This is a genomic window from Paenibacillus sp. FSL H7-0357, assembly GCF_000758525.1.
Classification (GTDB): Bacteria; Bacillota; Bacilli; order Paenibacillales; family Paenibacillaceae; genus Paenibacillus_AQ.
The window spans coordinates 961,328-974,045 of the sequence record NZ_CP009241.1 but is presented as its reverse complement, the minus strand read 5'-3'; the positions used below and the strand labels follow the sequence as shown (position 1 = coordinate 974,045).

Below are 12,718 nucleotides of genomic sequence, written 5' to 3'. Positions count from 1 at the left end.
CAGGGGGAGTCGCCAAGACATCCCCCTGTTCTTATGACGATACGAACCGCTTCTGTTACTTGCCTAGCTTGGCAATGGAAGCCTCCGCCTCTGGCTTATATTTCTCGGCTGTTGCTGTAACCGATTGATTGTTTACAATAATGTCCTTCATGAAATTGGTGGTCGGGAATTCCGGGTAAGCGGTTTCCAAAAGAATCTGGCCTGTGTTGTTGATATGCTCATGCATCATAGCTACATCTTCTTCATGAGTGTAGATGCTTTCCAGCCACTCTTGGCTCGGAAAATCTCCGGTTTGAGTAATATCATAGGTATCTTCGAAAGCCTGGTAGACAGCCTGTGGATCTTTTACACCTTTAGGAATGAAAAATGCATTCTTGCCGTTATCAGCATAGGTAAGTTCAGGAGATCCTGAGGGTCCATTCGGGAACGGAACAACACCGAAATCGAAAGTCAAATCTCCCAAATTCCAAATCGGAGCCGGGAACATCGCTACATCGCCATCTTTGAAGGTATTGAATTCGTCATAGCCAACTTTGTCTGACCCTTTGACTTTGACAACGTTTTCAACGTTGTACAAACGGTTTATAAATTCAGCGGTTTCAATGACTTTGGGATCAGTCAGACCTTGTGTACTTGTGGCTTCGTCCACTAGCTTTCCACCATTAGCTGCGGAGAAGTTACGCAGGATATCGATAGCCCAGCCCGAGAATCCATAAGTGTCGATTTTACCGTCATTATTCGTATCCTTAGTGGCTTGTTTGGCGACTTCGATGAATTTATCCCAATTCCATTGTCCACTGGCATAAAGCTCCTGCAAATCGGGAAGCCCCAGTTTTTTGAACAAATCGCGGTTGTAATGGATGCCCGCACCACCGACGCCGGGTTCAGCGAAGGCATAGTCCTCGTTTGCGATTTGAGGTGCCTTAACCAATAGATTAGCTTCATTGTTGATATTGGAAGCGGCTGTAGTATATTCGCTAACTTTCAGCAGCTGTCCCTTGAGGATTGCAGGCCATGCCGAGTTGTACTCCATAATGACGATATCGGCAAAGGGTTCACCCGTAAGCGCGGTAGCCGTGAATTTAGGCATGAACTCTTGGAAGGGAACGTTTACAAATTCGAACTTGCAGTTATACTTTTTCTCTACTTCAGCAATTTTAGCAAGCCGTTCCTTCTCAGAGGCTGAATTGCCCGCAGGCTTCAGATCCCACCAAGCCGCTACCTTAATTACACGTCCGCCCATGTCAACCGGTGCTGCCGTTGCTTCTGCTGTTGCTTCTACCGCCGCTTCTGTAGCTGCAGGCTCAGTAGTCGCATTTACTTTTGTATTGTTGGCAGCATTGTTTCCGCCACTGCAGGCTGTAAGTAAAAAAACAAAACATAATAATAAAACTGAATACCCCTTTATCTTTCTCATTCGTCAAACCTCCCGTTAATGATATGAATACGTCAGTGCTGTCCCCTTCTGGTTAAAGCGCTTACACGACTGCATAAAAAAATAACAGAAGCACAATTTCCTTCGTTTGTTTGGAACACCGCCTTTATTTGTTATTGTATTTTGTTTTTCTTAACATAACAAATATTACCACCACCCAAGAAAACGGTCAATCATTTTTTATACTTAATCTCACTTTTTCCATGAAATAGGACAAGTTATATCGTAAATAAGTCATTAACTTGTACATTGTAAATAATAATGTTATCTTTTGCATAACAAAATAACAATAATCAAAAATCCCAAACAAAAATATAGCCCTAAAACAAAATAACAAAACCATCCCAAAGGAAGCAAATAACCAAATTCAAAAAAACAAGTGTTAGCCACTCATTCTTCATGTAAAATTGTAATGTAATTGTCTTCGGGAATTATAAAATAATCTGATTAAAGTAGGATGATTTGTATGCGACGTAAAGTAACTATCCAATCCATAGCTGATTTTACGGGACTGTCGAAATTTGCAGTATCAAGGGCATTATCCGGCAAACCCGGAGTCAGTTCACAGACGAGAGATACGATATTCAAGGCCGCCGGACAGCTTGGTTACTTTAAAGACTCTAAGTCTGCGCAAACTCCAGGCGAGCTGGTCGATCTGGATGCCCGCAAATGGTCCGGCACAGTTCTGGTTTTATTTCCAAACATCCGCTACCAGAACCCGGAATCTTTGTATTGGGGACCGGTATTTAGCGGTATCTCTTCCAGATTGAATCAGAGGGGCATTAACGTATTAACATTAACGGAACCTAAAGACGACTCGATGTTTTCTCTTCTTAACCCTGAAGCGATCATGGGTGTGATTACGGTAGGTTCCATTTCAACACCTATTCTGGTAGAGATTCGTAGTCTGGGCATTCCGGTCATGATGGTGGATCACTCCGACCCCAGCTTTCATTGCGATTCCATCTTTACCGATAATCCGTCATCCATGAAAGAAATGATGAACTTTGTCATTAATAAGGGCTACCGGGACTATCAATTCCTTGGAAACATACGTGATGCCCATAGTTTTTATGAACGATTCCTTGTCTTTCGGGCAGCACTCGAAGATAACGATATCGAACTTAAGCAGATCCCTTCACTTAACGGACCCGAAATTGATAACTTCAGGGAAACCTTCGCGGCTGCCATTACCGAACACGGACTGCCCGAGGTCTTTGTATGCGCAAACGATATTTACGCCTTGTTCGCCATGGAGACGTTCGAATTTATGGGCATGGCTATACCCGACACTTTGGTGTTTACCGGTTTTGACAATACGCATCCTTCCATACCATTCCTGGCGACCGTTAATGTCAATAAGGAGCTGCTTGGTACAAGAGCTGTAGATCAGCTGCTGTGGAGAATCCTCAATCCAGGCACGAGTTATGAAAAAACACTTATACAGGCAGATGTGATCATTAGGGACTAGCAGATATAAGTTAAACGTCTTTGTTCCATCCAAAAAAAGAGAACCGGAAAGTCCCGGTTCTCTTTTTTGGATACAGCAACTACAAAAGCTTAAGTTCCAAACCGCTGCCGGTACCCGCATTTGCGGCACAGCTCCTCTACGGCTTCCCTGCGGGAGAAGCCGTAGAACAGGTTGTTCGCCCGCTCGCCCTCGACAATCTCGGAGAAGGGCTTCTCATGGATGTTGCCGAGGTTGATGACACCCTCGCCATCAAGACAGCACGGCACGACCGTGCCGTCGACCAGCACCGCCGCCTGGCTGCGCAGCGCATGGCAGAAGCCTTTGCCGTCGTCCTCCGGCTCGTGCAGGGCAGGCCATTTGAACTCATGGTCCTGGTTGAGATAGATGCGCGGGGCGATTTTGACGCCAGTGCCCGGCATAACCTTCTCCTCAATCTTGAAATCCAGCTGAAACGCCTCCTCCAGCAAGGCCAATGTCTCGCGGTTGCGGCTTCGTTCCAGATTGGTCAGGTTATCCTCCGTCAAATTCCATAGCCGGAAGGAGATAATCACACCCTGCGCAGAAACCTCGCGCACGAACGAAATGATCTCCCGGAGATAGCCCTCGCGGTTCTCTGAGCCAGCATGTCCGTCGAAGCTGTGCAGCGAGAAGTTCATCTGCCTAAGCGCCGGCTTGCCGAGAATCTTCGGCCCCGCCTTATGGATCAGCGTGCCGTTGGTCGTAATGTTTACCTTGAAGCCTTTGGCGTGGGCAGCGTCCAGCAGCTCGCCGATCTTCGGATGCAGCAGCGGCTCGCCTTTGACATGAAGATAGATATGACTGCTATGTGGCTTGATCTCGTCCAGAATCTTATTAAAGGTGTCGAGCTTCATGAAATTCTTCTGCCGCTCCGTGGGCGGACAGAAGCTGCAGGCCAGGTTGCAGACGCTTGTAATCTCGATGTACACCTTTTTGAAAGTCTTCAAGTTCTGCTCCCCTTTTCCCTCTGTAATCCCAGCGGTTTCAACTATAGATCCGAGGCGTAGCGGAGGCCGATCTGTGCTCTGGCTTCCTCCATAACCTCCGCAACCGCGAGCGAATTGGCATGGCTGTTGGTGTTGCTCTCGCGGTGTCCATTCCTCAGCAGATGGATGAATTCCTGCACCTCATAATACATCGGTTCGAATACCTGCGGCAGCGTAAGCTCCTCGACCGTACCGTCGCGGTAATGAATCTTGACCTGATAGGGCTGGTTGATCTTGTCGATCACCATCGTTCCGTTCTCCCCCTGAATCTCGGCAGGCAAATAGGAATCGGTAATCTTGGAATGCATGACAACCGCATCCATATCGGCATAGCGCATAACCATACTCCCCTCCCCGTCCACTCCGGAAGAAAGCATAATGCCCGTAGCCTTAATCGAATCAGGCTTGCCAAACAATGCCACCAGCGGATACAGACAATAAATGCCCAGATCCATAAGCGAGCCGTTCGAATATTCCGGATTAAAAGCATTCAGCACCGTTCCCTGCCGGTATGCATCATATCTCGACGAATATTGACAATAACTGGCGAAATACCGCCGCACTTGACCCAGCTTGTACAGGTTGTCTCTAATAACGCCGAAATTCGGCATGAAGGTTGATTTCATTGCCTCCATCAGCAGCACATCATTGCTGTTCGCAGCTTCAATCATCGCCCGCAGCTCTGTGCTGTTGGAAGCGGCCGGTTTCTCACATATCACATGCTTGCCATGGTTCATGCACACCAGCGCCTGTTCGGCATGCATGGAATTGGGACTGGCGATATATATGGCGTCCACTTCGCCGCTGGAGACCATCTCCTCCAGATCTGTGTAAATGGCAGCTCCCGCATATTTGGCGGCAAAAGCGCGGCCCTTCTCTTCTGTGCGGGAATGTACAGCTGTAAGGAGAAATTCCTCATTTTCCAGTCCGGCCTGAACAAAGCGGTCTGTAATCCAGTTGGTGCCTACGACCCCGAATCGAATTGTCATGATGATCCCGTCCTTTTTTTGTTCTCACTAATCTCTATATGCTATTTTCTCACTGTCAGGGTGGTCATGTCCACTTTTAACGGGTAATTTCCGACAAATTCTGATAGGATCACTATGTGAAAAAAAGCACCTGCATAAATGCAGGCGCTTCTCCTCACAACACTTTTAAATTATATAATCGTCCAGCCTCCGTCAACGAACAACGTTTGCCCGGTAGTGTAGCTGCAAGCATCCGAGGCAAAATACAGCACAGCTCCATTCAGCTCACCGGGATTTCCGGGACGGCCCATCGGGCATACGGCGTTGTACATTTTCAAAGCCTGCTCCGAAAAGAGCGTATTCTCCGTCATTTCACTCTTGAACAAGCTCGGTCCAATCGCATTGACAGTAATTCCGTGCTTCGCATACGTTGCTGCCACACCCCGGGTCAGGTGAATCACTCCGCCCTTAGCCGCGTTATAGGAATGGGTAGGGATGGACGCCGAAGCGGTAAGCCCCAGCATGGAGGCGGTATTGACAATCCGGCCGTATTTCCGTTCCTTCATATGGCGGATAACATGTTTGGACATCAGGAACACGCCCTTCAGATCGGTATCAAGCACACGGTCCCAGGCCTCCTCCTCCAGCGCTTCAATAGGCACGGAATCGACGATACCGGCGTTGTTCAGCAGGATATCAATTTTGCCGAACTCGGCCATCACCTTTTGAACCGCAGCAATAATCTGGTTTTCTTTGGTTACATCACATTCGATCGGGATAATCCGGCGTTCCGGATACTTCGCCGTGATCTTCTCAGCCACCGCTTTCAGCTTGTCATATCTTCTGGCCAATATCGCCACATCAGCCCCTTGATCCGCGAGCATTTCCGCAAACTCCACACCGATTCCGCTGGATGCGCCCGACACGATTGCCGTTTTCCCCGTTAAGTCAAAAAGATTGTTCATCGTAAACCCTCCTAATAGTTTTGTAAGCCTGTTCTGATAATGATGTGTTCTCGACTTATATGGACGATGGGGTATATTCCGGCTGCAGCTTGTTCTCCCACCAGTCCCAGCGGAGATAGCAATAGGGCAGGAACTCCATCGGATTGAGTTGTTCCAGCACTTTGCCTTTTTCCAGCACATTCGTACTGACGGTATAGACCGCTCCCAGCATGTTCACGACTTCAAGCTCGCTCCATGGATCATGCTCAGACTCCTGGAAGGTAATCGAAGCTTCGGCAGCCTTATACACCTTGACGTCACTGACCAGCCGCTGGGTCACCAGCGTAGGCATCAGATCAAAGCCGCTTCCGTCAACCGCATTGGCATATTTGATGTTGTATAAAGGAATGTCCTTGCCGTAATACTCCTCCAGAACCCCTCCGGCCTTGCCGTCATTGAAGCGGTCCTCCATAGTGGCCTTTATGTTGAAAAAGTCAACGCCATTCCGGCTGATCGCCCCTTCGAAGGTACGTTCCGAGCTGTTCATGCGGATATCGGCCATCTTCTTAGGCAGGCCGCAGACCTCGCGGCCCATCGCCATACCGATATCGCTTGTAATCGGCATGGACAGACAGTAGTTGCCCAGCTGTCCGTTATAGTCGGCCAGCACGAACAATCCGGCTTCTCGGTAAGGCGGGCAGAAGTTCGTTGCCGGATAGTCGGCCACAAACGCATTGACGAGCGGACGGCTGGCAGGCTTCAGCGGCTTCGGCAGCAGGCGTTCGATAATCTCCGGTTTCGTCTCCCAATACACCGTAAGCATCTCTGCATCATAGAAGGTAGTCGGTCTGCCTCCATACTTCTTGATATCCGCAAAACTTTTCACAAAACTCCCCATCATTGAATCCTCCTTTATTTAGTATCAATTCAGTACAAATGCTGTCTCGAAGCCGGACTGAATCGCCTGCCCGATTCTGCCGGGCTTGCCGGCATCGCCAATTATCTTCACCTTCGGCAGGGCCAGCTTGAGCTCTTCCGTGAATGAACGCTCAGGTGCAACTCCAATGGACAGCACTACGGCATCTGCTTCCCTCACTGAGGTTTCACCCGTGGCGCTGTTCTCCAGCACAATGGCCCCGTCCCGCACTTCTACCAGCTTCGTCGAAGCCAGCAGCTCCACGCCGCTCTTTTTCAGCCGGGTAACAATGTCGATCAGGTTCGGAAGATATGCATCCGGGCCAACCCGCGGCTGCATTTCCACTACCGTGACCTGATTGCCGAGGCTGGCCAGATATTCCGCCGTCTCCAGTCCGGTCATGCCCGAGCCGATTACTACCGCCCGCTTGTTCTTGATTACAGCAGCTCCGCTTAACACGTCGACAACTGTGCAGACCGCTGCCTTATCCACTCCCGGAATAGCAGGCACAATCGGCTGTGCCCCGGCAGCGATAAATACCGCATACGGATTCAGCGACTTCAGCTGCTCCAGCGTAGGCTTCGTTGAAAGCCGGACATCCACATTCAGCTGCTCCAGCTGATGCTGCATATTGTCGATGAACCAGTTCAGCTTCTCCTTAAGCGGCGGGTGGCTTCCCAGCTCCACGCTGCCTCCCAGCACATCCCGCGCTTCGAACAGCACCGGCTTGAACTCCCGCAGCGCCAGAATCCGCGCAGCCTCCATGCCTGCCGGACCGCCGCCGATCACGGCTACAACCTTGCCGCCGCCATCCCGCGGCGGCTCGGAGAATTCAAGCTCCCGCCCTACCCGCGCATTGACGGCGCACTTAATGACCTTGCACTCCATCACTTCCTGGATACAGTACAGGCAGGAAATGCAGGTTCTGATCTCGGCTTCGCGGCCTTCTGCCGCCTTGTTCCCCCACTCCGGATCGGCCAGCTGGGCTCTGCCGAGCGCCACGAAATCCGTATTTCCTTCCTGGAGCAGGCTCTCGGCAAACTCCGGTTTACGGATTACATCACAAGCAATCACCGGAATTTGAACGGCCTGCTTCATGGCCGCAGCAAGATGTTTTTTCCATCCTTGCGGATAGGAGATCGGCTCAATGATCGTATTGGACGACTCATAGGTGCCAGCGCTTACATTTATGCAGTCCACACCAAGCTGTTCCAGATGTTTCGCTGTGAGCAGCGCTTCTTCCAGCGTAATGCCCCCGGGCACAAATTCATCCCCGTCGATCCGTACGGATACCGGGAATCCGGCCCCGCAGGTCTGCTTAATTCCTTGAACGATCTCACTCAGGAACCGCATTCTGCCTTCCAGTGAACCGCCGTATTTGTCGGTCCGCAGGTTGGTCAGCGGGCTTAGAAACTGCCCGATCAGATACCCGTGGGCACCATGGATTTCCACACCGTCGATCCCTGCAGTCTGGGCGATAACCGCGCCGAATACGAATTTGCGCACCAGCCCTTCAACCTCTTCCGTAGTCAGCTCCCGGGGCATTTCGCCAATGGCTGATGACATGACTGCGCTAGGCGCCACAATCTGCTTGCCGCCGATCAGCCGCCCGTGATTCTGCCGTCCGGGATGCTGCAGCTGGAGAAAGATTTTGCTGTCATGGCGGTGTACGGCTCTGGCCAGCTTCTCCAGACGTGGAACGAATAACAGATCACTTGCATTCAGCTGGTTGGGAGTTCCCACACCCGTTTCGTTGTCCACCCGCGTAATCTCTGTAATAATCAGGCCGCAGCCGCCGGCGGCACGTTCTTCATAGAAGGCAATCATTTCGTCCGAGGCTTCGCCGCTGGCCGCTGCCAGTGACGTGCCCATCGCCGGCATTACAATCCGGTTCTTCAGGGTAAGACGTCCTATTTTTCCTGCTGCAAACAGTTTCTCATATTTCATCTGCTTAGCACCTCCACCTATAGTGTAAGGCTCCGGATACTTTGTGAATATATTTACAAGCGCCAAAAATCACTTCTTTATAGTGCAAATTGCACTATGATAATTAGGGGGCGATACCAATGGATGTTACCTTAAATGAGCTGCAGCGTGAAACAATCGAAGTTGAGCACTATACCGCATCTTTGTTCACAGCATACATTTCTGGCGCAGGCCTTTCGGCAATTGTGAACACAGCCGCAGGGCTGCTGGGAAATCCCGTGATTGTGTTTGACGCAAGCTTCAAGATTGTGGCCCACTCCGGCCAGGAGGATATCGACGATTATCTGTGGAACGAGAATATCCGCAAGGGCTACTGCTCTTATGACTTCATTGCGGCTGTGAACCGAATGGAAAGTGTAAGGCGGGGCAAACAAACGGATGCTGCGTATGAAGTTACCTGCGAGGAGACTGCCAATACCAAGCTGATCTCCAAAATAAAAGTAGGCGGCAAGCAAGTCGGCAACGTGCTGCTGCTCGGCTGCAAGAGCCCTTTCCGGCCCAGAGATCCCGAACTGCTGGCGATTGCCGCCACCATCCTTGCGGAAGAAATGGGCAAGAGCAGCTACTACCGCAACGCCAAAAATATAAAGGTGGAGGATTTCATCTGCGGACTGCTGGATCAGCAGCCACAGGACCCCGGCACTATCCGGGACCGGATGTTATCGGCAGGCCTAAAGTTCGGCACACAACTGCTTGTGCTGCTGTTCGATCTAACCCGCTATGAGGGATCGGGCCGTTATGACGACTATTTAAGAGAGCGTTTACAACAGCTTTTTCCCGGCAGTCCTTGCAGCTATTACGAGGGCCGGATCGTGATGATCCATGACGGAAATCTCTCCAAAGAGCTTGCCCGCAGCAGGCAGCTGCAGCAATTTCTGGACCAGACTGGCATCACCATAGGTCTCAGCAGCATGTTCTCCAGTCTGACCCAGTGCAGAATGCACTATCTGCAAGCCTTAAGCGCAATCCGCATCGGCCGGATTCTCTGCCCCGGGCAGCAGTTGACCTACTATGCCGATGTCCAGCTCTATGAGCTGCTTTCTGCCGAGGTGATGTCCGGCGAGGAGCAGGTGTACCGTCATCCGGAGCTGCTCAAGCTGCAGGAATACGATGCCGCCCATCAGTCCACCCTGTACCATACCTTCTTTGTTTATCTCAAAAACAACCGGAACATGCAGCTCGCTTCCGACGAGCTGTATGTTCACCGGAATACACTCAGATATAAATTGGATCATATCGCGAGACTGCTGGATACCGATTTCTCCGATTCGGAAAAAATGCTGGCCTATTACGTCTCCTACAAAGTCGCTGATTTCTGCGAGAAAGCCAGGGAACAGCAGTTGGCAGCGGTGCGTGGCGTATAAACGTAAAACGCAGCATGAGCAGATCACAGCCTTATGTGTACAACGCTAAGTGGAAACGGCTTCGCCGTCCTCAATAGGACGGTATCCGTTTCAGCGAGAAATAGAAGGATAATTTATAGCGTGAAGCAGATAATTTCTTATATTTTAAGAACGCCAAGAGCCCCCTTCTTCTGGTGAAGAAAGGGGCTCTTGGCGTTCTATGAATCAAAGGTGTCTAGTTCAGCCAGCAGCTGGCTTGTTTATCCGTAAAAAGCCTGCAGCTGCCGCACAATCTCCGCCTTGTCATGCTCGACTACCGTCATATGCTGCGGCTTCTCGAACAAGGCCGAAATCTGCGCCGGGAAGTCCTGCTTGATACCGGTCAGGGCAATCGCCTCGTCGAATTTGGCCGGATGCGCCGTTGCGAAGGTAATGGCCGTTTCGCCTGGACCGCTGAAGGCCTCATAAGCCGCGATGCCGCAGGCTGTATGCGGATCCAGCAAATAGCCGTATTCCTGCTCGTATTTGCCGATGGTATCGAGGCATTGCTGGTTCTTGACCCCAAGCGCGGCAAAATCAGCCTGCACCTGGTCGAACAGCTCGCCGTCCACCGTAATTTTGCCGTCTGTTTGCAGCTGTGACATATATGCAGACAGCTTCACTGTATCCTCGTCCAACAGATAATACAGATAGCGTTCAAAATTGCTCGCCACCTGGATGTCCATCGACGGGCTGTAAGTGCCCGTAAAACTGCCTGGCTTGTATTCGCCGGTCAGTACGAACCGTTCGAGAATGTTATTTTCGTTGGTGGCGATAATCAGCTTGTTGATCGGCAGGCCCATCTTTTTAGCCAAATAGCCTGAAAAGATGTTGCCGAAGTTGCCAGAAGGCACGCTGATATTGATCTTCTTCTCGTCGCTGCCTTCAATTTGCAGATAGGCATAGAAATAATAAACGGTCTGGGCCAGGATACGTACAAAGTTAATGGAGTTAATCGCCCGCAGATGATAACGCCCTTTGAAATCCAGATCCGCGAACAGCTCCTTAATTACCTTCTGGCAATCGTCGAAGTTGCCCTCCACGGACAGGTTCAGCACATTGCTGTCATCCACCGTCGTCATTTGCAGCTCCTGTACTTTGCTTACTTTGCCATGCGGATGCAGGATGCAGATCTTGATCCCTTCCTTGCCGCGAACGCCCTGAATGGCTGCCGCTCCGGTATCGCCCGAGGTTGCACCGAGGATATGGATGATCTCGCCCCGCACCTTGGAGATATAGGAATACAGCTCACCCATAAACTGCAGCGCCACATCCTTGAAAGCAAACGTAGGACCATGAAACAGCTCCAGCACATGTAGCGAATCGTTAATCTTGCGTAGTGGCGTAACCTCCGGCGCACGGAAATTTCCGTAGCTGGTGTATACCATTTCTTTTAGATCCTCATAGGGAATTTCGTCGTTGGTATAGTAGGAGAAAATCTCCAGGAACAGCTCCTGGAAGCTGAGGCTTCTCCACTCTTCCAGCGTTTCCGGGGAAATCACCGGGATCTTAAAAGGGACCATCAGCCCTCCATCATCCGCAAGCCCCATCAGAACCGTATCAATAAAGCCTCTGGCTTCCACATTTCCTCTTGTGCTTATATACTCCATACCTGTCTCATCCTCCTGAACCCCTCTTTATTTAACCTATATAGTAACACGTTTAAGCGTTAAAGTCCGTTATTTATGTGTCAACTTTTGCGATAAAAAATCAGGGCTGAACCGGCTGCACTATTTATTCTGCAGCTGCTTCCAGACGGTCTTGTTGCTGTACTTCTTCTCTACGCTGACATCCTCACCGAACCAGTCCGGGGCGGCGAAGCTTTCCGCTTCCTCCAGCGAATCAAATTCAACCTCAAGCACCGTAAGCTCCAACTGGGTGTAGAGATCAATTTCCACCGTAGTACCGTTCCATACGCCGGTAATCCGGGTTTTGACCAGCGGAATAGCCTTGACCGCATCAATCATCTGATTATAGATTCCTTCCGAGATGTAATATTCAATCTCCTGGCGGCTGATCCCCTTGCCATCCTTGAAGGTATGTGTAAAGGTAACCTCTCCTGAATCCAAATCGGTAATTTTGCGCACCCGCAGTTCCTGCCCGTCTTCGATCGCGAGATAGGTCTGATCTATGCTGTGCCGGGTGAGTACCGTAAGCTGTCCGTCCTCTATAAGCCGCTCCGGATATTCCGGCAGCAGAAACTTGCGTTCAATTTCCATAGCCATGCTGTTCGCTCTCTCCTCTTCCAGTTCCGCTTATATTTTATATTATTAATCATCATAGGGTCGTGTCATACGCAAGTCAATCGCAAAAGCCGAATCTTATGGGAAAAAGCCGGTGCGAGTAGCCAGCATATGCTTAGGCTAAAACCATTTTTGCTGAGTCCGCGTTTCTGCCTGAAAGGTTGCTTGTTGAGCTGGTACGGCTGTTGCTCCATAGAAGAATTAGAGCCTTGCCACATCCTAACTGCACTTCGTGCAACTAAAAAGGCGCATATCAGCGTTAATCAAAATATAATTGCACTTTGTACAGTTAAATATCGCCGATACCAGGAAAAGTAAGCTTACTGTCCTTTTTAAGTGTACGAAATGCAATTATCGCTGAAAATAGAC

Annotated in this window: 10 protein-coding genes; 2 read left to right on the top strand and 8 right to left on the bottom strand. The window is 50.2% G+C overall.

What is annotated here, in order from left to right; translation table 11 throughout:
- Positions 1 to 55 precede the first annotated feature (55 nt).
- The gene (locus H70357_RS04355) at positions 56 to 1,417 is read right to left on the bottom strand and encodes an ABC transporter substrate-binding protein (protein ID WP_038586166.1); all 1,362 of its coding nucleotides are present in this window, start codon (positions 1,415 to 1,417) and stop codon (positions 56 to 58) included.
- A 484-nt stretch (positions 1,418 to 1,901) separates the two neighbouring features.
- Between H70357_RS04355 and H70357_RS04350 the strand changes: the two genes are divergently transcribed.
- The gene (locus H70357_RS04350) at positions 1,902 to 2,906 is read left to right on the top strand and encodes a LacI family DNA-binding transcriptional regulator (RefSeq protein WP_038586164.1); all 1,005 of its coding nucleotides are present in this window, start codon (positions 1,902 to 1,904) and stop codon (positions 2,904 to 2,906) included.
- 89 nt (positions 2,907 to 2,995) lie between these two features.
- On the opposite strand, the gene H70357_RS04345 is transcribed toward H70357_RS04350, so the two are convergent.
- From H70357_RS04345 to H70357_RS04325, 5 genes are all read right to left on the bottom strand, one after another.
- Positions 2,996 to 3,871: a radical SAM/SPASM domain-containing protein gene (locus tag H70357_RS04345; protein WP_038586162.1), complete on the bottom strand. Its 876-nt coding sequence runs from the start codon at positions 3,869 to 3,871 to the stop codon at positions 2,996 to 2,998.
- A gap of 41 nt (positions 3,872 to 3,912) precedes the next feature.
- The gene (locus H70357_RS04340) at positions 3,913 to 4,899 is read right to left on the bottom strand and encodes a Gfo/Idh/MocA family protein (RefSeq protein WP_038586160.1); all 987 of its coding nucleotides are present in this window, start codon (positions 4,897 to 4,899) and stop codon (positions 3,913 to 3,915) included.
- 170 nt (positions 4,900 to 5,069) lie between these two features.
- A complete protein-coding gene (locus H70357_RS04335) occupies positions 5,070 to 5,843 on the bottom strand; it encodes an SDR family NAD(P)-dependent oxidoreductase (protein ID WP_038586158.1) in 774 nt (257 codons plus the stop codon).
- Positions 5,844 to 5,898: 55 nt separating this feature from the next.
- Positions 5,899 to 6,723, bottom strand: coding sequence for an acetoacetate decarboxylase family protein (locus H70357_RS04330; protein WP_081965682.1), 825 nt, complete (start codon positions 6,721 to 6,723; stop codon positions 5,899 to 5,901).
- A gap of 21 nt (positions 6,724 to 6,744) precedes the next feature.
- Positions 6,745 to 8,685, bottom strand: a complete 1,941-nt coding sequence (locus H70357_RS04325; RefSeq protein WP_038586156.1) for an NAD(P)/FAD-dependent oxidoreductase — start codon at positions 8,683 to 8,685, stop codon at positions 6,745 to 6,747.
- 119 nt (positions 8,686 to 8,804) lie between these two features.
- On the opposite strand from H70357_RS04325, the gene H70357_RS04320 reads away from it, so the two are divergent.
- Positions 8,805 to 10,088 (top strand): PucR family transcriptional regulator, encoded by a 1,284-nt coding sequence (locus tag H70357_RS04320; protein WP_038586154.1) that lies wholly within the window; start codon positions 8,805 to 8,807, stop codon positions 10,086 to 10,088.
- Positions 10,089 to 10,327: 239 nt separating this feature from the next.
- On the opposite strand, the gene thrC is transcribed toward H70357_RS04320, so the two are convergent.
- Together thrC and H70357_RS04310 are read right to left on the bottom strand one after the other, a co-directional pair.
- Positions 10,328 to 11,716: a threonine synthase gene (thrC, locus tag H70357_RS04315; protein WP_038586152.1), complete on the bottom strand. Its 1,389-nt coding sequence runs from the start codon at positions 11,714 to 11,716 to the stop codon at positions 10,328 to 10,330.
- Positions 11,717 to 11,836: 120 nt separating this feature from the next.
- Entirely contained in the window at positions 11,837 to 12,331 is a 495-nt protein-coding gene (locus H70357_RS04310) for a CYTH domain-containing protein (RefSeq protein ID WP_038586150.1), read from the bottom strand.
- Positions 12,332 to 12,718 lie beyond the last annotated feature (387 nt).